The sequence below is a fragment of the Clostridium sp. Marseille-Q7071 genome, from assembly GCF_965112025.1.
In genome coordinates this window covers 4607700-4632308 of sequence record NZ_CBCOPR010000001.1, presented here as the reverse complement: position 1 = coordinate 4632308, position 24609 = coordinate 4607700, and the positions used below count along the sequence as shown (strand labels likewise).

Below are 24609 nucleotides of genomic sequence, written 5' to 3'. Positions count from 1 at the left end.
TCCAAACAAATATTCTTTATTTTATTATAGAATATTTACTTGTTTTATCAAATATCAGCAGACTTCATTAACGTAGCTTTTATTTTAAATAAATTAGATAATCATATAATTTATTTGACAAACATCTAATTTAATAATATGATAATAATACGAATTATATAACCATCTAATTAATTAGATGGTTATATAATTAAGTTTATTTAAATTAGGAGAAGTGCTATGAGGGAATGTATTAAGAAAAATAAGCTACTATTAGTATTAACGGTTATATTCAGCCTAATATCATCAGTAGCTATGGTAGGATTATCATTATTTATCCAAACTACTATAGATTATGTTACTGCTGGAAATATGGAAGGTTTTAAAAGGATATTAATATATTCAGTAGGATATGGTATTCTAATAGGATTACTATATTTTATATATGATATTTTAAGTAAAATGTTTATCAGAAATTTACTAAAAATGCTAAGAAACAAGGCATTCTTTGGGATACTTAGAAGAAACTATAAGGATTTTAATTCTAAAAATACAGCGGATTATATTTCAGTATTAACAAATGATATGAAATTAATAGAAGAGAATTATATTGTTCCGTTGCTTTTAATCTTTCAATATGGTGTTATGTTTGTAGTAACAGTTATTCTCTTACTATATTTAAGTCCATTGGTTACATTAGGAATATTCATAAGTATGCTATTAATTTTTATAGTACCAAGTTTCTTTGGAAAAGCATTAGAAGAGAAACAGTTGGAACTTTCAAATAGACTATCATTTTTTACATCTAAACTTAAGGATATATTTTCTGGATATGATGTTATTAGGTCATATAATTTAAAAGAGAGTATAGGTAAAGAATTTGAAGAAGAAAATAATAATTTAGCTAATACAAAATTTGCAGCTGATAAAATATTTGTAATAAATGAATCCCTATCTCAAACATTGGGTATGGGAACACAATTTGTAGCTATATTTTTATCATCATATTTAGTTATAAAGGGTCACTTAACCATGGGAATGCTTATTGCCATTGTTCAACTTTCAGGTACCTTTGTGCATCCAGTAATAATGATAATGAGCAATCTTCCTAAGCTTAATAGTGTTAAACCTATAATTAAAAGAATTGATGAATTTTCTACCTATAAAGATAATGATTTTATAGGCAAGGATAAACCATACTTTAATAATAATTTAGAGGTGTCAAACCTGTCTTTTAGCTATGGTAACGGGAGATCTATTATTAATGATATAAGTTTGAAGATAGACAAAAACAAGAAATATGCAATAGTAGGGGGAAGTGGATGTGGTAAATCTACTTTAATAAAGCTAATGCTTGGATATTATTCTGATTTTAGCGGAAATATAAAATTTGATGGAAATAGTATCAAGAATTTAAATATAGAACAATTAAATAAAATGATTTCTATTATACATCAAAATGTTTATATGTTTGATAAAAATATAAAAGATAATATCTGCCTATATAAAGAATTCTCAGAAGAACAAATAAATAACGTTTTAAAATTAAGTGGTGCAAATAAATTTATAGAAGAAACATCCAATGGATTAAATTATTTGGTTGGTGAAAATGGCAGTAATCTTTCTGGAGGGCAAAGGCAAAGAATTGCAATTGCCAGAGCGCTAATTCAACAAACACCAATACTTGTACTAGACGAAGGTACTTCAGCTATAGATATGCAAACAGCCTATGATATAGAAAGTAAGCTTTTAAATATAAAAGATCTAACATTAATTACAATTACTCATAAAATGAGTGAAGAGTTATTAAGCTTATATGACGAGATAATATATATGGAAAATGGACAAATAGTTGAAAGTGGAAACCTTCAAGAATTACTAGAAAAGAAAGAGAAGTTCTTTAATTTCTATACAGTATAAAGGTTATAGGATAAATGTGAACAGTAAAATAAAAATTCATCATAGAAATATGGTGAATTTTTTATTTTATACCTATGATGCTTGAGTCATATGACACATGGTAAAGCTACGGCTCTATTAAATTTATTTTTCATTATGGATGTCGCAGAAATAGATACTTCCAAAAGCTAATCTTAAAGTAACTTTCTAACGTCAACAACTAACCAGCCTTGGTTATGTTGGCTGATTTGCTGTACTTGGTGACGCTACGAAAATTGTTTAGAAGTATAACTATTCTGATCTAAGGTCTATATGGAAAATAAATTTAGTTTTGCCTTCACTTTATAAAATTTAGATAGTATGCTAAGCATTAGTAAAATAGTCGAAAGAATAGAGGCGCCTAGGTAAAAGGTTATTTAAATAGCATTAAAGCTTAAAAAGATTTTGTAGAAACATTCTAAAGACTGTATAATAAAGATATGAACTAATTAAAGAAATAGTAATACAGGGAGAAACATATGAAAACAATTGAAGTAGTAGCAGCAATAATCAAAGATGATGATAGAATATTTATTACACGTAGAGGATACGGTAATTTTGTTGATATGTGGGAATTTCCCGGAGGAAAAATAGAAAGTGGGGAATCTCAAGAAGAAGCACTTATTCGTGAAATAAAGGAAGAATTAGAATTAGATATAAATATATCAGATTTTTTAACAACGATAGATTATGATTATCCAAATTTTCATCTTACTATGCATTGTTTTACTTGCCAAATTTCTGGTGGAGAATTAAATCTAAATGTCCATAATGATGCTAAATGGATTACCTTTGATGAATTAGATAATCAAAAGTGGGTTCCAGCTGATATTTTGGTTATTGACGCATTGAAAAATATATAAGAAAAAAGTGATAATAATTCATTTAAGCAATGAGTAGTTATCACTTTTAATTTATAGTAATTTTATGAAGTAATGTATTCATAAATATCTTCTCTTACAGGGGTAACTAATTGGTATCTAATTTTTACCGCTGTTTTATTAGTATTTCTCATAACAAATTCAGTAGGTTTTCCTACAGCTTTGATTTTTCCAAGGAAATAGAATTCTTTTGAAATTTTATCATCTTTATTTTTTCTGACAAATAAACTCATTTCAATACCTTCATTCTCAGTATTATAAGCACGAACAATATCATCAGAAGTTACTGTTCTGCCTGACTTTGATATAGCAATTAATTGGGAAGGTGACTCAAACCTATCCTCATAATTAATAGTGTCAGTAATATCTTTAGATTTGTCGTAGTTAATAAAGACGGGATAAGTTTTTGTAGTCTTATCAAATTTATATCCACCAATGTTAAGAGGAACTTCACCCTTGTCCCATTCTAATAATCTACAGACATCTTCATAGGTATATTTTTGATATAACTGAAAACTAGTATTCATATATCTATTACTATAAAATTTTTTGTATCTATCTATTCCAAAATTAATTAATTCCTCAACAATAGATTTAAAGTTATCATTTTCAAGATGAGCCTTAAATGACTTAGAGATTTTATAATCGGAATCCACTTTTTCTAAGAAGACACATTCTGCATAAGTCTTTTTTCCACTTCCAGTTAGAAATTCATTTGTAAGAACATTAACCACATTAGTTTCAGTACTATCTTTAAAGTCTATATTATAATTTTCTTTTAACTCTTCTTCTAATTTATGTATTAAATTTACCTTGTATTTAATAGCGTATTTGAGAATAATAAGTTCATGGATTCTCTTACCATTAGCCAATTTTTTTGAAATAAACTCAACGAATAGTTCTTCAGAATCATTAAGTTCGATTTTGTATTCACTTTCATATTTCTTTAAGAATTTATAATAAGAACCAAGACTTTTATTGTCAAAGATTCTTAAAGGGTCAATAGATTCATAGGTATCAAAATCACTTAAACTTGGTATTCTGCCGATCTTTTGTTTAAGAATATTGTAGCTTTCCTTGATAAGTTTAATATCATTAAAATTAGCCTCGTCAATGGATTCAAATATTCGTTTTTTAGATATTTCATCAAAATTAATAGTAGAACAGCCAGGTATTATTCTATTACCCTCCATAATATATTTTCTAAGAGTATCTTTATTAAAGGTTCTATCACCAGATAAAGCAATTGGAATTAAAAAGTTATTATTATAATTTCCTATAAAGTCTAAAATGACAACATATTCTTTAAATTCATTTTTTCTGAGACCTCTACCTAATTGTTGAACAAAGATAATAGCTGATTTAGTTGGTCTTAGCATAACAATTTGATTAACAGCAGGTATATCTACACCTTCATTAAAGATATCAACAGTGAAAATATAATTTAAACAATTGTCTATTTCACTTTGCTCTAAACGTAGAATTGCAGCTTCCCTTTCTGCATCAGTATGATCTCCAGTTAAAGCTACTGTTCTATATCCACGTGAGTTAAATAAATTTGAAAGCTCAATAGCTTCCTTTTTAGTACTGCAGAATATTAAACCCTTTACTCTTTCACCAGAATATCCATAGAAATTAATTTTATCAATAATATGATTTACTCTTTCCTCTGCTACTAGGCAGCTGAAATCTGATTTTTCATCTAATCCCGTACCATTAACATTAATATCAGATAAACCAAAATAATGAAATGGACAAAGTAAATCTTCTTCTAGAGCTTGCTGAAGACGGATTTCGTGTGCAATATTATAGTTGAACATTTTAAATATATCAAAGTCATCATTTCTTTCAGGGGTAGCTGTCATACCAAATAGAAATTTAGGAGTGAAGTATTCAGTTACTTTTTGATAACTATCAGCTCCAGCTCTATGGACTTCATCAATTATGATATAATCAAATTCATCTTTATTAAAGTTCTGAAATACCTCAGGCTTTGACAATGTTTGAATTGTACAAAAAATAAAATCCTTATCAATATCTTTTTTGTTCCCAGATAAAATTCCCATGCTTCTAGTATCGCCGAATACATTTCTAAAGCTATTTAATGCCTGTTTAGCTATTTGCTCTCGATGTACTATAAATAAAGCTCTTTTAGGGTTATAATTTCTTAATTCGAAAGCAGATAAATAAGTTTTACCAGTACCAGTAGCAGAAATTAATAGAGCTTTATCTCCACCAGCTTCCCTGATCTTATTTAACCCATGTATGGCAGCTATCTGCATTTTATTTGGTTTAAGCTTATATTGTGCTAGTCTAGGAATAGTACTTTTTCTGGTATATTCAATTTGCTTTCTATAAATATCTTCATAAGTTTCTATCCAATCTAAAGTTAGATCATCAGCTTCACTCCAAAGTTGATAAAATTCATTAATAACATTTTCAGTTAAAGAGCCTTTCTCTAAAGAAGAAATTTTTAAATTCCATTCTTTATTTTTAGTTAAGGCCGCTTGGGTTAGATTTGAGCTACCTACGATTAGTTTATAGTGATCATCATACTTAAAGATATAACCTTTAGTATGAAAATTCTCTTTGCTATATAATTTAATTTCAATGTTTGAAAATTCAAGTAGTTTTTTTAAGGCTTTAGGCTCACTAAAATTTAGGTAATCTGTAGTTAAGATTTTACCTTTAATTCCCTTTTGGCTTAAGTATTTTAAGGTTTCTAGAAGTGGCATTATACCACTACTTGTAATAAAAGCAACTGATATAAGAAATTCCTTACATTTAGTTAATTCAGAGATTATTTCATTTAAAACTTTGTTTCCTTTAGAGTAGTCATTTATTATTAGCTTTGGTATTAAGGCTAAATTTGAATCAATTAAGTTATCTACTAAACCAGTTTCACTAGCTTTAAGAATTTCATTTTTTAGTGAATTTTCATTAACTATATCAATAGTTTTAAAGGCAATATTTGATTCTATAGTATTTATGCCCGTTTTAGTTAGAGTACTCATATTTACCTCACAATTTAATATTAATACTATTTTATGTATAAATAATTTTGTTGATATTCACATTATACCATAATTTACATTATTACAGATTTAATAGTAGTATGAGTTAAGGTGCTTTAACAGGAATTGATATATTCTTATATGAATATGAAATTTCATAATTCAGTCTTGCAATGATGTTAATAAAAAAATTGACCTTAAATTTACTATATAATGAATTTGATATTAATGTTGTACTGTTTATGAATAAAAATGCAAGCATTATGGTGGTTCAGTTGATTGTAAATCATTTGGCTTAGACAAGGATATTCATTCTAAAACATACTAATATTATGAAATATTATCTATTTATGGTAGAATAATAGTAATAATCTGAATAGAAAGAATGATTAGCGAAGTAAATATTAAGAAGCTTAGATGATTGAATAACTATAAAATTAACATTAAGTAAGTTATGATTATAAATTTGCTAAATAGAAGGTAAAGTTATGGGGATAGATAAAATAGAAGAATTTAATAAAGAAACTTATATTATGGAAAAAACAAAAGATACTTCAATTAATTTAGAAAGCTTAGCACATAAAGAAATAGATACTTTAAGCAATTGTATTACTGGAGATAGTGATTTTCTTTTACCAAGACTTAGGGAGGCTTTTAAAAAGGCTAAATATATTGATATAATAGTCGCTTTTTTGATGGAATCGGGAGTAAAGCTTATAGCAGAGGATTTAAAAGAAGCTATAGAAAGAAGTGCGAGTATAAGAATACTTACAGGAAACTATCTTAACATAACTCAGCCTCAGGCGCTTTTTCTTTTAAAAGATGCACTTTCTGACAAAGTGGACTTAAGATTTTATAATGTAACTAACAAATCCTTTCATCCTAAGGCTTATATATTTGAATATGAAGAGGATGGGGAGATATTTATTGGATCTTCAAATATTTCAAAATCCGCTTTAACAAGTGGTATAGAATGGAATTATAGAATTTCTAAGAATGGTAATAAGAGAGATTTTAAGAAATATAAGGGCACCTTTGAAAATCTTTTTAACAATTATTCTATTATAGTAGATGATAATGAATTAGATAGATATTCAAAGAAGTGGAAAAGACCAAAGCTTTTTTTAGATTTAGAAAAAGCTGAGGATAATGAGGAAGAAAATAAAATAATAAATTATCCTACTCCTAAAGGAGCTCAAATAGAAGCACTATATAAACTAAAAAAGTTTAGAGAAGAAGGATTCGATAGGGGTATAGTTGTAGCAGCTACAGGTATCGGAAAAACTTATTTAGCAGCCTTTGATTCAAAAGATTTTTCAAGGGTATTATTTATAGCTCATAGAGAAGAAATACTAAAACAGGCTAAAGAATCTTTTACTTGTGTTAGACCTAATACTAATATGGGATTTTTTACGGGTGAGGAAAAGAGTAAGGATGTAAATATTCTATTTGCTACGGTACAAACTTTGGGGCGTAAGGAATATTTAAGCCATCAATACTTTAAAAAAGATTATTTTGATTACATAATTATAGATGAATTTCACCATGCTGTATCTAAAAACTATAGCAATATATTAGAGTATTTTACACCAAAATTTTTACTTGGATTAACAGCTACTCCAGAGAGAATGGATAATAGGGACGTATTTGAAATATGCAATCATGAAGTGGTTTATGAAGTAAGGCTTAAAGAGGCAATCAATAAGGGATGGTTAGTACCTTTTAGATATTATGGTATTTATGATGAAACAGATTATAAAAAGATAAGTTTTAAAAATGGTAAGTATGATGATTCAGAGTTAGAAAAATCTTTAATGATAGAAAAAAGAGCAGATTTAATATTAAATCATTATAAAAGATATAATAGCAAAAGAGCTTTAGGTTTTTGTTCTAGTAGAAATCATGCAAATTATATGGCGAAGTATTTTTCCGAAAATGGAGTAGAGGCATATGCTGTACTCAGTGGAGAAAAGATGGAATATTCTATGGAAAGAGAAGAAGCTATAAACAAATTAAAAAATGGAGAAATAAAAGTTCTATTTTCTGTAGACATGTTTAATGAGGGATTAGATATTACTTCTGTAGATATGGTTATGTTTTTAAGACCAACTGAGTCTTCTACAATATTTTTGCAGCAGCTTGGTAGAGGGCTTAGAAGACATAAAAATAAAAAGTATGTTAATGTATTAGACTTTATAGGCAACTATAAAAAAGCTAATTTAATACCATTTTTTCTAAGTGGAGATATAAAAAATATAGACTCAAAAGGTAAAGATAGATATATTCAAAGAGCAGAAGAATATCCAGAAGATTGCATTGTAAATTTTGATTTTAGGTTAGCAGATTTATTTAAGAAAATGGAAGAGGAACAAAAGAAAATAACAGATATGATAATAGAAGAATTTTATAGAGTAAAATTTGAAGTAGGGGGAAGACAAACGAGGCTTCAAATGTATAAATACATGGATGATGATATTTATAACAATATGCGTTCAAATGCTAAAATAAATATTTTCAATGATTACTTAGGATTTTTAAATAGTATAAATGAGCTTACAGAAGGTGAAAAGGAGCTTATAAACACTCCAGCTTATGAATTTATAAAGAAAATTGAAAGTACATCTATGAGTAAAACCTATAAAATGCCTTTACTTTTAGCATTTTATAATGAAGGAGATTTTAAACTTACTATAACAGAAGATGAAATATACATAAGCTTCAAAGAATTTTATAGCAAACCTTCAAATAGTGTAGATTTATTAAAGGACAAGTCTAGTAAGGATTATAAGACTTGGGGGAAAAAAGAGTATTTAAAAATAGCTAAAAATCCAAGAGATGCCTTTGTAAACTCTGCAGGAGAATTCTTTAGAGATAATGAGGACAGTTATTCAATAAGTGAAGAGTTAAAGGAATTTGAAAATAACAAAATATTCATAGAACATTTTAAGGGTGTTATAGATTATAGGACTAGTAGATTCTATAAAGAGAGATTAGAGAAAAAGGAAGAAGGCTAAAGTATAGAATATAGTTTTAAATATGAATAAAAATAACCAATGTAGATAAAAATATTATTCAGAAATATGATTATACTATAAAAGCACATGTATCTAACTCCTACAATTTAGGAAAAGATATCATGTGCTTTGTTGTTTATTATTAATCCTCATAAACTCTCTCAAGAACAATTCCTTCTTTAAATCCGCCTCTCTCAAGCTTCTTTTCCTCTCTTTTCTTTAGAAGATCTTCTTCGGAATATCCTAAAGCAGAAGAAAGCCCAAATATAACTTCCATTAAATCTGCAAGTTCTTCTAAATTTTTATCTTGAGAAAATTCTAAGGCTTCTTCTTGTAATTTTGCCTCAAGTAGTGAAACAAGTTCTTCAGCTTTAGCATAATGTATATCAAATTTCTTACCTGTATTTTCTATTATTTCAGGTATGTTATCTCTTACTAATTTATTATAAACTTTCACTTCAATACCTCCTAAAAATTAGTATGGTTTAATTATAAATAGTATTTTGGGAGGAGGCAAGAAATATTGTAAAATGAATAATTAAAATATTGGCATAGATCCACTACTAGAGTAAGTAAAAACAGAAAGATATAAATAACTCTATGACAGATATGATAGAATGTAATAAGAATAGTTATAATATTAGGTTATCTTAAAATTTTGGAGAAAGGGGTAGCAAATGAGTATTAGAAATTTAACATATTTTGTTGAGGTTGCTAAAGAAAAGAATTTCACAAGGGCGGCAAATAATTTACATTTATCTCAACCGGCACTGAGCAAGGTTATTAAAAATCTGGAAAATGACTTAAAAGTACAATTGATAGATAGACAAGGTAAACAATTTAAACTAACAGATGCGGGTGAAATTTTTTATAATAACTGTGAAACTGCATTAGAAACTATTAATAAAGAATTGGAGAAGCTATACGATAGTGTTAATTTTCAAAAAGGTAAGATAATAGTTGGTATACCACCAGTAATAGGTACTGCAATTTTTCCTACCCTATTATCTAATTTTAAAAAGACATATCCTGATATAGAGATTATATTAATAGAGGGCGGAGCGAATATAATAAAGGATATGATAGAGGAAGGTGAAGTAGATATAGGGGTAGTAATGCTACCTTTTCAATCAGAACAATTTCATGCTATTCCTATGATTTATTCGGAAAGCAAGTTAGTTGTCCATAAGAGTCATAAATTTGCAGATAGAGAAACCGTAAGACTAGAAGAAATAAAAAATGAAAATTTTGTGATACTCAGTGAAGAGTATATGCTATATAATCAAATTATATCAGCCTGCAAACTTAAAGGATTTGAACCTAAAATAATATTTAAGAGTACTCAATGGGATTTTTTAGCTGAGATGGTTTCTATAAACGAAGGGATTACAATACTACCTGCATCCATTATAAAGGTATTTAAATCTAATGAAATAAGGAGCGTATCTATAGTGGACCCAGAGCTACCTTGGAATATTGGAATGATAATTAAAAAGAATAAATATATATCATATGCGATGAGAACCTTTATAGATTTTGTTAAGAGAGAAGTAAAATAGTTAAATTAGGCATATTAGAGATTAAAATGAGCTCTAATATGCCTTTTATTTATTTAAGAAAACTTTACAAATATACGAACGATAACTTTATTTCATAGCAGATATAAATAAAATGTATTTTCAAAATTTTCAAATAAAAACTATACTGATAGTAAAAAGAATAAAGATTCAAATGATTTCAAGGTGAAGGAATAAAACATATGTAAAAAATATGTTTTAAATTTTGTGGGAGGAAAAAATGAGTAAAGAATTAAAATTCATAAAGGCAAAAGATGTAGCCAGTTTAATACATAATGGAGCTTATGTGGGAATAGGTGGATTTATTGGCACAGGAGTTGCAGAAGAAATCCATATAGAAATAGAAAAGAATTTTTTGGAAACTTTACTTCCTAAGGATTTAACAATAATATACTCTGGAGGCGTAGGAGACGGCAAAGGTAAAGGGTTAAATCACTACGCTCATGAAGGGCTAATTAAAAGGGCAATTGGAGGACATTGGGGATTAGTACCTAAACTACAGCCATTGGTAGTGTCTAATAAAATAGAAGCATATAATTTTCCGCAAGGAGTTATTGCTCAACTTTTAAGAGACAGTGCTGCAGGCAAACCAAGAACTATAAGTCAGGTAGGGCTTGAAACTTTTGTAGATCCAGATTTTGATGGAGGAAAGCTTAATGATATAACTAAAGAGGAATTAGTAGATAAGATAATCTTTGATGATAAAGAATACTTAGCTTACAAAACTCAAAATATTGATGTGGCAATAATAAAAGGAACTGAAGCAGATGAAAAAGGAAATATAGGATTTTCTAAAGAGCCATTAACTCTAGAATCTCTATCAATGGCAATGAATGCAAAAAATAGTGGTGGAATAGTAATTGTACAGGTAGAAAAGGTGGTTAAAAGTGGTGCACTAAGTCCTAAAGATGTAAAGATACCACACATATTGGTAGATTATGTGGTTGTTGCTGAAAATGCGGAAAATCATATGCAAACCTTTGGAACTCAATTCAATGAAGTCTTCATTAGAAATGATATTAAGATAAATGAGAGTAACGACAGGTATCCATTAAATGAGAGAAAGGTTATTGCTAGAAGAGCAGCTATGCTTTTAGATAATAGTAAAAATGTGCTTAATTTTGGTATTGGAGTTCCAGAAGTTATAGCAGAAGTTTTAAGAGAAGAAAAGCAAGAATATCTATTTACACCAACCATAGAACCAGGGGCTATAGGAGGAACACCAGTTGGAGGACTTGATTTTGGCGCTTCCATAACTCCAGATGCTGTTATAGATCAACCCTATATGTTTGACTTCTATGATGGTGGAGGTATAGATATGGCATTTTTAGGACTAGCGCAATGTGACCAGTATGGAAATATAAATGTATCTAAATTTGGTGCCAAAATTGCAGGCTGTGGAGGATTTATTAATATAACTCAAAATTCTAGAGAAGTAGTATTTTGTGGATCTTTTACTGCTGGTGGTTTAAAGATTGAGATCGTAGATGGACAACTTAAAATACTTCAAGAGGGAAAATCCAATAAGTTCATAGATGAGGTAGAGCAAATTACTTTTAATGGCAATAGAGCTATTAAGAATAAAAGTAAAGTTACATACATTACAGAGAGAGCAGTATTTGAATTAAGAGATAAGGGATTAACACTTATAGAAATAGCTCCAGGTATAGACTTAGAAAAAGATATCTTAAAACATATGAATTTTAAGCCTATAATTGATGAAAATTTAGCACTTATGGATGAGAGAATATTTAAAGATGAACCAATGAAACTAATATTTTAAAATTATTTATAAATAAAACATAAAAAATTAGGGGGAATAAAAAATGACACAAGAAGTTAAAACCAGTCAAGCAAGAGCCTATGCTATAGAAGCAATAATATTTTTATCTTATATGTTTTTCAGCGTATCCTGGCTAGCAGGATCAAAGGTAACGCCAGAAATAATGAAAGCTTTTAATTTAGATTCATTACCATCAGCAGTAACTAATGCAATAACTATATCTAAAATAATAGGTAATTTAGTAGCTGCGTGGTTTTTAATGAAATTAGGACCGAAAAAAGCTATAGGATTATCTACACTGTTAATATCAGTAGTTGGATTAGGGGCCTTTGCAACAAACTTTCCATTCTTTATTATAACGAGATTTATAATGGGCTTTGGAGGAGCATTACTAGTAGTATACTTTGGACCAATAGTTATGCATTATTTTGAGCCTGAAAAAAGACCACTGTTAAACGGATTAAACTCTGTAGCAAATAATATAGGTAATATAGTTGCATTACTTATGGTAGATCCAATAATAAAAGCACTAGGAAATTGGAAAGCAGTAGTATTAGTTTTTGCAGGAATTAGTTTATTACTATTTATATTATGGATGATAATTGGTAAAGATTTCGTGATAGCTTCAAAATCATCTACAAATGAGAAGTCTTATGGGTATAAAGAGGGGTTAAAAGATAAGTTTAATTATATATTTGCTTTTGCTTACTCAGGATGGTTAACACTTTACATAGTTATGTTAAACTTATTCCCACTAAATGATGCTGTTTCAGTAAATCCATCTTTATTATCTACACTTTTAGCTGTAGCTGGAGTTGTTGCTACTCCATTTGGAATAATGTTAGCTAAGAAGAGTAAAAAGAAATTGCCAGTAGTTAAGATTTGTGGAATTCTAACTCCAGCAGTTGCTTTATTAATGGTTTTAACTAATTCTTCAACTATAGCTATAGTAAGTTCCTTTATATTAGGTTTTCTGATATTTTTACCAATGACAACCTTTGTAACTATACCACAACAATTAAAGGGAATGACTCCTCAAAGATTAACAGTGGTTATGGGGATGTTTTGGTCAATTTCATATATAGTGGAAACTATTTTATATACAATAATAACTAAGGTTGTAAATAGTTCAGGCTTCCAACCAGCAATGTATTTATCAATAGCTTGTTCATTAACTTTTGTAATATGTGGATTCCTGCTACCTGAAACAGGTGCTGATATAAATAAATAATTTAGATATGTAGAGGAGATAATGGTTATGTTAGTAGAAAAGAAAATATTCGAAATGGAGTCATTTACTTTTGAGTGTGGAGATACAATGCCACTAAAAATGGGATATGAAACCTATGGTAGATTAAATGAAAAGAAAGATAATGTAATATTAGTTGCTCACTTTTTCTCAGCAACTAGCCATGCAGCGGGAAAGTACAGTGAAAGTGATGTAGTTGCTGGATGGTGGGATGGACTTATAGGCCCAGGAAAAGCTGTAGATACAAATAAATATTTTGTTATATGTACAGATAATATTTGTAATGTTCAGCCTAATGACCCAATGGTTACTACAATAGGACCTGCTTCTATTAATTCAAAAACTAATAAACCTTATGGTATGAGCTTTCCAAGTACATCTTTTAAAGATATTGCCAATGCAGAAAAAGCATTAATTGATTCTATGGGAGTAAAAAAACTTAAGGCTGTTATGGGGCCATCAGCAGGTGGTATGATAGCTTTCCAATGGGCAGTAAATTATCCAGAAATGGTTGAAAAATGTATTGGAGTAATAACTAATGTTCAAAATCCGATAATAACTTCTTTTAGTGTTCTTCAACAGGCAATGAGAGCTATACAACTAGATACTAATTTTAATAACGGAGATTATTATGGCAAGGAAGAACCACTGGAAGGATTAGCACTTGCTGGTCAAATGATGGTTGTGGGAGCATTTACTCCAGAATTCTTTGAAGACACATATCCTAGAAATAGTAAAGAAGATGCTCCATTTATGAGAGTTAATAACCTATCTAGCTATGAGAAAGCACTATATGATGCTTCAATTAATGCAGCTAAACTTAGAGATGCTAATAGCTGGTTATATACCTGCAAGACTACTATGAATCAGGATATAGCAAGAGGATATGAATCATTAGATGAAGCATTAAAAAGAATAACTGCAAAGGTACTTATGATTCCTTGTAAACAAGACCTATTACAGTATCATAAGTTTAATCAAATAACTGTAGATAGAATTAATGAATTAGGTGGAAATGCAGAGTTGTATACTATAGAAAGCAAAAAGGGACACATGGGTGGAGTTTTAGATACCCATCTCTTTGAGGATAAGGTTAGAGAGTTTTTAAATAACTAAATACAGGAGAGGAGTGTCATAAATGGGATGCAATAAAGAGAGGCTCATAGGAAAGCGAGCAGAGGAGATTAAAATAGGAGATAAGGCATCTATAAGTAAAACCATTAGTGAATATGATGTATATGGCTTCGCAGGGATTACAGGAGATCTAAATCCAGCACATGTAAATGAAGTTTATGCAAAAGATACTCAATTCAATGGACGTATAGCTCATGGAATGTTAGGTGCAGGCTTAATATCAGCAGTTCTTGGAATGAGGCTTCCAGGACCAGGAGCTATATATTTAGGTCAAGAATTAAAATTTAAGAAACCTACAAGAATAGGAGATACAATAACTGCTGAAGCTGAGATAATGGAAATGACAGATAAGGGTAAGTTTTATATAGCTAAGATAAAGACAACTTGCTTCAATCAGAAAGATGAAGTAGTAATAGAAGGTGTTGCAACAGTTATACCGCCACAATAAATTTGAAATAAATTTTTAAGAAAGACTCAACAGTAGTAGTTGGGTCTTTTTTAGACTAATATCTTTACTTTTTATATTTAAATATTTACTTGAAAAATATGGGGAGAAGCTTGCACAAGTTAGACTCATAAGAAAAAAATTACAATCTTCAAAATTATGGATTTTCATTTTAATTATACTCAAATTTTCTTTATTAATTATAAGCTGTGCATCGTGAATTAAATTACCTTTAACCTCCACACTGTTGTAGCAAAAGCATATATTTGTTATAATCTACGTAAAGGAAAACTTTGCTATACAAATGTATTTTAAAGATGGTAGGAGGTATTACTTATGAGTAACTTAAAAGGAACAAAGACAGAGAAAAATTTGATGGAAGCATTTGCTGGGGAGTCACAAGCAAGAAATAAATATACTTATTATGCTTCAAAAGCAAAAAAAGAAGGATATGTTCAAATAGCAGAAATATTTGAAGAAACTGCTAGAAATGAGAAAGAGCATGCTAAGATTTGGTACAAGCTGTTACATGATGGTATTGGAGATACAGCTGCAAATTTAAAAGATGCTGCTGCTGGAGAAAATTATGAGTGGACAGATATGTATGCTAAATTTGCAAAGGAAGCTAAAGAAGAAGGCTTCGAGAAAATAGCATTTCTTTTCGAAGAAGTTGGCAAAATAGAAAAAGAACATGAAGCAAGATATCTTGCCCTTCTTAAAAATTTAGAAGAAGGAAAAGTATTTAAAAAAGAAGAAAAAGCTATATGGAAATGTTCAAACTGTGGATTCATCTATGAAGGAGAAGAAGCTCCACAAATGTGTCCTGTATGTGCTCATCCACAAGCTTATTTTGCTATGGAAGCTAAAAATTATTAATTAAATATATATTAGAATTAAAACCCTATGAAAATCTATATAATTAATGATTTTCATAGGGTTTGTTTTATAAGGATACAATGTGAAAACTTAATATATGCCTGGAAAATAAATTTTGTATAAAAACAGATTAATCCCTTAGAAATTAAGGATTAATAATTAAAAATGAAAAATTTAGGATGAAATTCACTGTTAGTGAATTTCTAAAATTAAGTTTATTTTAAGAAACTCCAAAGGCTTTGACGGTGGAGTTTTAACCATAATTCTTCATTATTCATTCTTAATTTTTAATTCATTGTAAAAATTTCATTATGGAAATTAAAATCGTGCATAAATTAAATTTTCATTAAGGAACCCTATATTCAATATCAAACATGAGGAATATTTGTATACTTTGATATTTCTGAATTAGCTGTACATAAATCTTCTACGCTTAAATCATGAATATCACTATGACCAGATATTCTAGCAAATGTTTTTAGTTCTTCTAAGCTTGCATTTAAGAAATTAGCTACACGTTTAGCACTTTTCTCTATTTTAAATCTACTTCTTAAATTCTCATCTTGAGTTGCACATCCTACTGGACATTTTCCACCATTACAAATACGATATTGCTGACAAGCAGCTGCCATCATAGCAGAACTACCAATTGCTACAGCATCAGCTCCCATTGCAATTGCTTTTGCAAAATCTGAAGAAACTCTAAGTCCTCCTGTAATTACTAAATCAATGTCAAGATTATGCTTGTCTATATATTTTTTAGCTCTATATAACGCAAAAATAGTTGGTACTGAAGTTGCATCTCTAAGTAATTTAGGACTGGCTCCTGTTGCTCCTCCACGTCCATCAATTGTCACAAAATCTGGTTTTGCATAAGTTATAAATTCCATATCTCTTTCAATATGACCTGCTGCAATCTTTATTCCAATTGGTCTTCCACCAGATAACTCTCTTAAATCATCCACTAATTTTTTTAAGTCTTTTTTTGAGTTAATCTCTTCAAAGCGAGAAGGACTTATTATATCTTCTCCCATAGGCTTATTTCTGATTTTAGCAATTTCTTCTGTTACTTTTTCTCCAGGAAGATGTCCGCCCATTCCTGGCTTAGTTCCTTGTCCAATTTTTATTTCTATAGCATCTGCTCTTTTTAAGTTTTCTGCTGTAACGCTGTATTTATTAGGTACATATTCAAATATGTATTTATAAGAAGCATCTATTTCTTCAGGTAAAATACCACCTTCGCCACTACACATAGCAGTTTTATTTTCTGCTGAACCTTTTGCTAATGCTATTTTTAGTTCCTTAGATAATGCACCAAAAGACATATGTGTAATATAAACAGGACTTTCAATTACCATAGGTTTCTTTGCTTTTTTACCTATAATAGTTTGTGTATTTACAGAGTCATGTTCATTTAAAGGAAATGGATTTAATTGTGCCCCTAAGATTAAAATATCATCCCAAGAAATAATAGGTAATTGTGTTCTCATAGGAGATATAACTGATTTCCCTGTTTTAGCCATCTCATGTATAATAGCCATATGTGTTTCTATATCATCACTATTTCTTGTATATTCCCCTAAATAATCTAATGAGTCCATCTTGTTTTCACTTCCAATAGATGTGTTCACTTCGGACTTATCATTATTAATTTGTTCAAACATACTCTTTGGAGCAGTACACAAAGGACATGTCCAGCTTTCATCTAATTCTGCAAATGATTTTTCATTATTTGATTCATCATAGATATAACCACAAATAGTACATTTATACATTTTCATATCATACCCCTTCTTTCGTTATAATTAAATTACATCATCACATTATTATAACATAATTTAACTATAAATCTGATAAGGACAATGATACTATAGTAAGATTCAGAAAAATAAGCCTTATTGTAGTTTTTATATATAATTAAGAATATTTAGTTATTAGAATATATATCAATTTATTAAGATAGTAGTTTCAATTTTATAATTTTAATATAAAGTAAATCTTAAAAGGAATGATTTCTATAATGAAGAATAACAAGGAAGAGGAAAGAAAATATTTCAACTTGCTAGGTAAATTTTAAACAATATTTATTAGAAAAATAGTGGGAAAATAAAATAAGGGGGATAATATCATGAAAGTAACTGTCATTTATGGAACAATGCATAAAGGTAGTACATATAATTGTGTTCAGGAACTTTTGAAAAATTTTACAGATGTACAAGTAACAGAATTTTTCTTACCAAGGGATATGCCGTATTTTTGCAATAGCTGCTTTTCTTGTTTTTTAAAAGGAGAAAATACTTGCCCTCATTATGCGCCAGTTAATAATATTAAACAATCGATGCTTGAAGCAAATTTAATTATTTTAGCATCACCAGTGTATGTATGTGATGTTAGTGGTCAAATGAAAGCCTTGTTAGATCATTTTGGCTATATATGGATGTCTCATAGACCTGAATCTTTAATGTTCAATAAAATAGGATTAGTTTTATCAACGGCAGCAGGTGCTGGCACCTCACACACTAATAAAACTATGAAAAAATCTTTGGATTTTTGGGGATTAAAAAGAGTCTTTTCATTTAAAAAGAATGTTGGAGCTATGAGCTGGGAAGAGGTAAATAGTAAGAATAAAGATCAAATTATAAAGGAAATTAGAATTCTTGCTGACAAAATTTCTAAAACTGTGGCAAAATCAAATACTTTGAAGCCTAGATTGTTCACAAAAATTATATTTACTGCTATGAAAGGTATGCAAAAAAAGAATAGCTGGAATGAGGCCGATAAGAACTATTGGAAAGAGCAAGGCTGGCTTGAAGCAAAAAAGCCGTGGTAACGTATTAAATATTGATATAAAATTTTTAATAATTGCTCATTTCCCATTAGCTAATTGTAGCGGCGAACAGTATTCGCCATAAAATCCAAATCGATTTCTATTATCAAATATTGAACAGATAGTTAATATTTCAATAAATAATATTTAAAAATATTATCATAGTGATTAAAATAAATAGGTAATAAAATAATAAAAAACTTATGAAAAGTAATATGAATTAGATATAAAAAATATTTAACTTACGAAAATATGGGTCAAAGGAGTATAAAATATAATGAATACACCAAGTATATATTTACTTTTTATTTTTTCAATAACATTGCATAATATAGAAGAAGCACTTTGGATACCACGGTGGTCAAGATATACAGAAAAGTTTGGTAAGCAAGTTAGTGGTGATGAATTTCATTTTGCTGTATTGGTAATTACAATATTAGCATATTTAGCAACAGGCTTATTTATATTTTTTCCTCAGAATTTAATATTAAAATATTTTTTCTTTGGTTTTATGGGAGCAATGATATTTAATGTTGTTTTTCCTCATTTGATTTTAACTATTATATTAAAGAAGTATTCTCCAGGATTAATTACAGGAGTTCTTCTTATAATGCCCTTTAATAGTTTAATTATAATTTCTTCATTAAATAACAGTATTATTAATTTAAATGAAGTAATTATATCTACCATTGCAGTTGGTACATTATTATTGATTCTAATACCTATTTTAGAGAAAATAGGTGGAAAATTAATTGATTATAAATAGATTAATAAACTAATTAAATGGTAGTATTATTTTATTGTGAACTAAATGAATATAAGGTATCTTTATAAAAGTGTTATAAAAAAATTGATATGAACTAAAGAAAAAAATAGAGTTCATATAATAAGCAAAAGTGAAAGGATAAGGATTTTAAAATGAGAATAAATAAACTTCTTAGCAATTATGGTATTTGCTCAAGGAGAGAAGCTAATAGACTTATTGAAGAAAATAGAATAATAGTGAATGGTCAACTTTGTAAGCCAGGTCAGTGGGTGGAAGAGGAGGATATTATCCTCATTGATAATGAGCCTATTCCAGTAAAAAATAAAGTATATATTGCCTTAAACAAACCAGTAGGAATAACCTGTACTGCGGCAAAAGAAGTGAAGGATAATATAATTGATTTTATGGATTATAAAGAATATATTTTTCCTGTGGGTAGATTGGACAAAGCGTCTCAAGGACTGATATTAATGACAAATGATGGAGAGCTTGCAAATAAAATTTTAGAATCAGAAAATGAACATGAGAAGGAATACATAGTAACTGTTGATAAAGCTTTTGATGATTTTTTCATAAAAGGAATGTCTGAAGGGGTTGAAATTTGTGGATTTAAAACAAGACCTTGCAAAGTGAGTAGAATTACAGAAGATACTTTCCGCATCATTCTCACACAGGGTATTAATAAACAAATTCGCAGAATGACCAAAACTTTTGGATATACAGTTGTACGTCTAGAACGTATTCGAATTATTAATATAAAAATTGATGGAATAGATACTGGTAAGTGGCGTAACCTTACAGAAGAAGAGGTAATGGAATTAAAGAAAATGTAGTTCTTAGGTTAAAAAAGTACAGACTTATAGAATAAAGATTCATCATAGAAATATGGTGAATTTTTTTATGTGAGAATTTAGTTTAATATCTTTAATATAACAGTGATTAGAGAATAGTATTATACAGTTTTCAAATAAAATGTTAATATAATAATAAATGGTAAAAGTTTATTTTGTAACTATTTAAATGTTTAAATATATTCTTTCACCTCTGGGGAACAGTTTAACCAATGGAGAATTGAAAATGGAAAATTGACAATTATGGTTGAAATTAATTTTTTAAATTAATTTCTTCAAATAGATTTTTTAATAAAAGTGACTATGTCACTTTAAAAAAAAATAAATTCAGAACTTCTCTTATAAAAAATAAGTATCAGTAATTCTTCATTGTCAATAGTCAATTCTCAATCTTATAACAGTTTGAGAGGTGCAGTATAGTTATAAATAGAAATCAATAAAGTTAACTAATTTAGTGGTTAGAAATAAAAAGTTACAACTTTAAAAAAATTAATTAGGAGAATATCTATGGAAATATTAAAGAATTTTAAGACAAAGAATAGAGAAAAGCTCAATATATATGCCTTTAGAGTATTATTTTGGGGCTATATACTAGTCAGTCTTTTATTTATTGATAGATTTAATTTTATGATTTTAAATTTATCATTAGTATACATACCATTTGAACTTTCAGTGATAATCAGTAACATGAAATATAAAGAAAAAAAGAGCAATAGATTACTATATTGGGTAGTATTTTTATTGTGGTTGTTCTTTTATCCTAATGCTCCATATCTGATTACTGATTTTTTTCATTTAGCAAGGTTAGATTACATTGACCCTATGAGAGACTATATATTTACATCAGATCCTTATGTATGGAAATATTTTTGTTATCTTTCTACAGGTATTATATTTGGTATAGGTATGGGGTTATTATCTTTAAAACTTGTATATAAATCTATTAGAGATATAACTAAAAAAATAAGCAGCAATATGTTTATTGTAGTAGTAGCTATTTTATCAAGTTATGCTATTTATATTGGGAGATTTCTAAGATTGCATACACTTGACTTAATTATCTATCCTTTTGATACCATAAAACAAATGACTTCTGTATTTTCATCAGAGTTTTTTTATTTTATGTTGTATATTACTATAGTTCAGCTAATAATCTATGCTATATGGAAACTTATAAGAGATTAAATAATAATAGATTAATAGAAGTAAAACTATAGATTTTTAGACAGGAGTGTTTTTATGAATAAGACTATTGGAATATTAGCTCATGTAGATGCAGGGAAAACTACATTTTCAGAGCAGATACTTTATCATACTCACAGTATAAAAGAAAGAGGAAGAGTAGACCATAAAAATGCTTTTTTAGATAGCCATGATATAGAAAGAGAAAGAGGAATAACTATATTTTCAGATGAGGGAAGCTTTACTTATAAAGATGATAATTATTTTTTAGTTGATACTCCTGGTCATATAGATTTTTCTTGTGAGATGGAAAGAGCCATAGGAATTATGGATTATGCAGTTATAGTAATAAGTGCAGTGGAAGGAGTACAAGGACATACGGAAACGGTTTGGCAGCTTCTTAGAAAATATAAAGTACCTACTTTCCTTTTTATTAATAAAACTGATAGACAAGGAGCAAGCATTGAGAGAGTAGTAAGTGAGATAAAAGAAAAACTATCAATGGAAACATGTTTTATTGATGAATCCTTAGCTAATGGAGATATGAAAGAAGATCTTATTGAGTTCATTGCTGAAAGAGATGAGAAGCTTTTTAATATATATTTAGAAGAAGGCTATAATCCTAATTTATGGTTAAATACCATGAGGGATTTAATAAAACGAAGTGAAATATTTACTTGTTTTAGTGGTTCTGCACTTTTAGATATTGGAATAGAAGATTTTATAGAAGACCTGCATACTCTTACTTATACAGAATATGAAAGTAAAGAAAATTTTAGTGGTATTGTATATAAAATACGTCACGATGAAAAAGGTGTGAGAATTACTTATATCAAAGCTTTAAAAGGAATTTTAAAGGTAAGAGATGAAGTATGTTATGAAAATGAGGACTATAAAATTAATGAGAAGGTTAGTCAGATAAGAAAGTATAGTGGAAATAAATTTAAGTCGGTAGAAGAGGTATATGCAGGAGAGATTTTTGCAGTAACTGGATTAACGAAGGCTAAAGTTGGAGAAGGCCTTGGAGAGTTAAAAACAAAGACAAGCTATAAAATCTTACCAACATTAAAGTCTAAGGTAATATTTTCTGAAAAATTAAATGTAAAGGAAGTATTACAATGTTTTAGGATGTTAGAGGAAGAAGATCCAGCTTTAAATGTTATATGGCATGAAAAACTAAAAGAAATACATATTCATATTATGGGAACTATTCAATTAGAAATTTTAAAAAAGAATGTAGAGGATAGATTTAAAATAGAAATAGATTTTGGTCCCTGTGAAATTCTCTATAAGGAAACTATAGATAATGGAGTTATAGGTTGTGGGCATTTTGAGCCGCTAGGACACTATACAGAAGTACATCTTAAGTTAGAACCAGGAGATAGGAATAGTGGCATAGTTTTTGAAAATTTATGTCATGCAGATGATTTATCATTAGGGCATCAAAATCTTGTTTCATCTCATATATTTGAAAGAGATCATAACGGAGTACTTACAGGCTCTCCAATAACTGATTTAAAAATCACACTGCTAACAGGAAAGGCCCATAACAAGCATACCAGTGGAGGAGATTTTAGAGAAGCTACATACAGAGCTTTAAGACAGGGGCTAGAAAAAGCAGAAAACATACTTTTAGAACCTTATTATAATTTTAAGTTTGAGATTAATTTAGATGAGGTAGGAAAAGTTATATCAGACATACAAAGATTACATGGTACTTTCAGTGGACCAGAAAGCCTCAATGAAAGAGCAGTAATAAAAGGGAGAGGTCCAGTATCTACCTTTATGGATTATCCTCTAGAATTTGTAGCTCTAACTAAAGGAAAAGGTAGCTATAGCTTTATTTTTGAGGGGTATGATATATGCCATAATACTGAAGAAGTAGTTAAGAAAATAGCATACAACAAAGATAGGGATAGTGACTATACCTCTAACTCTATATTTTGTTCCAAAGGACAAGGTTATGTGGTGGAAGGGCATGAAGCTGAAGAACATATGCACTGTGAAATTAGAAATATATAGATATATTCAATTCAAAATTCACAATGCAAAATTCACAATTGTGGATATTTATCAGCAGAAGCTGAGAAATTTAGAATTGATTAAATGTAGCGGAGAACAGTGTTCTCCATAATATCCAAATCGATTCCCATTATCAAATATTGGAAATATAGCTGATATTTCAGTAAATAATATTTCAAAATATTATCCTAGTGCTAAAATTGGTAAATATATTATTATGTTAAACCATATTCATATAATTATAGTGATAGAATTTGATGATGTTAGACATACTGATGAAAACTGGCGAACACTGTTCGCCCCTACAATATTACGGATAATAAAACACATGAAAGAATATGCTATAAAATAAATTAATTTTTTAATGTATAAATTTATAATTGAAGGCAAAATTTTAGTTAATGAATTATTATCTAAATGATGAGGTGGCTAAGGAAATTGATTAAAAGAAAGCAAAATAGGTTAGGGGATTATGATTATTCACAAGAAGGATATTATTTTATAACTATATGTATTGAAAATAATAAGTGTATTTTATGTAGCGGAGAACAGTGTTCTCCAAAAGTTCCAAATCGATTTCTATTATCATATATTGGAAATATAGTTGATATTTCAATAAATAATATTTCGAAATATTATCCTAATGCTAAAATTGATAAATATATTATTATGCCAAATCATATTCATATAATTATGGTGCTACAATTTGATAATGCTATATATACTAATGAAAACTGGCGAACACTGTTCGCCCCTACAATATCAAGGATAATAAAACATATGAAAGAATATGCTACAAAACAAATTGGTTTTTCAATTTGACAAAAATCATATCACGATCATATTATCCGCAATCAACAAGAATATGAAAAAATATGTCAATACATAGATGAAAATCCATTGAAATGGCATGAGGATTGCTATTATAAATAATATTACTTTGTAACTATAAATGCATTTTGTGTAGCGGCGAACAGTGTTCGCCATAAGATCCAAATTGATTCTCATTATTAGGTATTCGACAGATAGTGGATATTCTATAAGAAAGAAATAGTTCTTGAATAAAAATTA

The 24609-nt window shown here is 28.7% G+C and carries 18 protein-coding genes; 15 read left to right on the top strand and 3 right to left on the bottom strand.

Going from position 1 to position 24609, the window contains the following annotated elements; genetic code table 11:
- Positions 1–219 precede the first annotated feature (219 nt).
- Positions 220–1899, top strand: a complete 1680-nt coding sequence (locus ACWPW7_RS21995; protein WP_454055307.1) for an ABC transporter ATP-binding protein — start codon at positions 220–222, stop codon at positions 1897–1899.
- 497 nt (positions 1900–2396) lie between these two features.
- The gene (locus ACWPW7_RS21990) at positions 2397–2780 is read left to right on the top strand and encodes a (deoxy)nucleoside triphosphate pyrophosphohydrolase (RefSeq protein ID WP_454055306.1); all 384 of its coding nucleotides are present in this window, start codon (positions 2397–2399) and stop codon (positions 2778–2780) included.
- Positions 2781–2842: 62 nt separating this feature from the next.
- Here ACWPW7_RS21990 and ACWPW7_RS21985 read toward each other — a convergent pair whose 3' ends face one another.
- Complete coding sequence (locus tag ACWPW7_RS21985) at positions 2843–5812, bottom strand: DUF3427 domain-containing protein (protein WP_454055305.1); 2970 nt, start codon at positions 5810–5812, stop codon at positions 2843–2845.
- A gap of 488 nt (positions 5813–6300) precedes the next feature.
- Here ACWPW7_RS21985 and ACWPW7_RS21980 point away from each other — a divergent pair, with 488 nt between their 5' ends.
- On the top strand, positions 6301–8826 hold the full coding sequence (locus ACWPW7_RS21980; protein WP_454055304.1) for a DEAD/DEAH box helicase family protein: 2526 nt from the start codon (positions 6301–6303) through the stop codon (positions 8824–8826).
- Between the two features lie 142 nt (positions 8827–8968).
- On the opposite strand, the gene ACWPW7_RS21975 is transcribed toward ACWPW7_RS21980, so the two are convergent.
- A complete protein-coding gene (locus ACWPW7_RS21975; protein ID WP_454055303.1) occupies positions 8969–9283 on the bottom strand; it encodes a phosphoribosyl-ATP pyrophosphohydrolase in 315 nt (104 codons plus the stop codon).
- A gap of 220 nt (positions 9284–9503) precedes the next feature.
- Here ACWPW7_RS21975 and ACWPW7_RS21970 point away from each other — a divergent pair, with 220 nt between their 5' ends.
- The 6 genes from ACWPW7_RS21970 (at position 9504) to rbr (ending at position 15890) form a co-directional block, all read left to right on the top strand.
- Complete coding sequence (locus ACWPW7_RS21970) at positions 9504–10385, top strand: LysR family transcriptional regulator (protein WP_039633098.1); 882 nt, start codon at positions 9504–9506, stop codon at positions 10383–10385.
- 238 nt (positions 10386–10623) lie between these two features.
- Positions 10624–12186 carry an acyl CoA:acetate/3-ketoacid CoA transferase gene (locus ACWPW7_RS21965; RefSeq protein WP_454055302.1) on the top strand — a complete coding sequence of 521 codons (1563 nt, stop codon included), beginning with the start codon at positions 10624–10626 and terminating at the stop codon, positions 12184–12186.
- Positions 12187–12229: 43 nt separating this feature from the next.
- The gene (locus ACWPW7_RS21960; RefSeq protein WP_454055301.1) at positions 12230–13417 is read left to right on the top strand and encodes an MFS transporter; all 1188 of its coding nucleotides are present in this window, start codon (positions 12230–12232) and stop codon (positions 13415–13417) included.
- Positions 13418–13444: 27 nt separating this feature from the next.
- Entirely contained in the window at positions 13445–14551 is a 1107-nt protein-coding gene (locus ACWPW7_RS21955; RefSeq protein ID WP_454055300.1) for an alpha/beta fold hydrolase, read from the top strand.
- 22 nt (positions 14552–14573) lie between these two features.
- Positions 14574–15017, top strand: coding sequence for a MaoC family dehydratase (locus ACWPW7_RS21950; RefSeq protein WP_052268095.1), 444 nt, complete (start codon positions 14574–14576; stop codon positions 15015–15017).
- A 333-nt stretch (positions 15018–15350) separates the two neighbouring features.
- Positions 15351–15890, top strand: coding sequence for a rubrerythrin (rbr, locus tag ACWPW7_RS21945; protein WP_454055299.1), 540 nt, complete (start codon positions 15351–15353; stop codon positions 15888–15890).
- Between the two features lie 368 nt (positions 15891–16258).
- Here rbr and ACWPW7_RS21940 read toward each other — a convergent pair whose 3' ends face one another.
- Complete coding sequence (locus ACWPW7_RS21940) at positions 16259–17671, bottom strand: glutamate synthase-related protein (RefSeq protein ID WP_454055298.1); 1413 nt, start codon at positions 17669–17671, stop codon at positions 16259–16261.
- Positions 17672–18018: 347 nt separating this feature from the next.
- Here ACWPW7_RS21940 and ACWPW7_RS21935 point away from each other — a divergent pair, with 347 nt between their 5' ends.
- The 6 genes from ACWPW7_RS21935 (at position 18019) to ACWPW7_RS21910 (ending at position 24360) form a co-directional block, all read left to right on the top strand.
- On the top strand, positions 18019–18720 hold the full coding sequence (locus ACWPW7_RS21935) for a flavodoxin family protein (protein WP_454055297.1): 702 nt from the start codon (positions 18019–18021) through the stop codon (positions 18718–18720).
- Between the two features lie 274 nt (positions 18721–18994).
- The gene (locus ACWPW7_RS21930; RefSeq protein ID WP_454055296.1) at positions 18995–19483 is read left to right on the top strand and encodes an HXXEE domain-containing protein; all 489 of its coding nucleotides are present in this window, start codon (positions 18995–18997) and stop codon (positions 19481–19483) included.
- 152 nt (positions 19484–19635) lie between these two features.
- Positions 19636–20316 (top strand): pseudouridine synthase, encoded by a 681-nt coding sequence (locus ACWPW7_RS21925; RefSeq protein WP_454055295.1) that lies wholly within the window; start codon positions 19636–19638, stop codon positions 20314–20316.
- A gap of 525 nt (positions 20317–20841) precedes the next feature.
- Entirely contained in the window at positions 20842–21519 is a 678-nt protein-coding gene (locus ACWPW7_RS21920; RefSeq protein WP_454055294.1) for a DUF1361 domain-containing protein, read from the top strand.
- Positions 21520–21573: 54 nt separating this feature from the next.
- Entirely contained in the window at positions 21574–23538 is a 1965-nt protein-coding gene (locus tag ACWPW7_RS21915) for a GTP-binding protein (RefSeq protein WP_454055293.1), read from the top strand.
- 438 nt (positions 23539–23976) lie between these two features.
- Positions 23977–24360 (top strand): hypothetical protein, encoded by a 384-nt coding sequence (locus ACWPW7_RS21910; RefSeq protein WP_454055292.1) that lies wholly within the window; start codon positions 23977–23979, stop codon positions 24358–24360.
- Positions 24361–24609 lie beyond the last annotated feature (249 nt).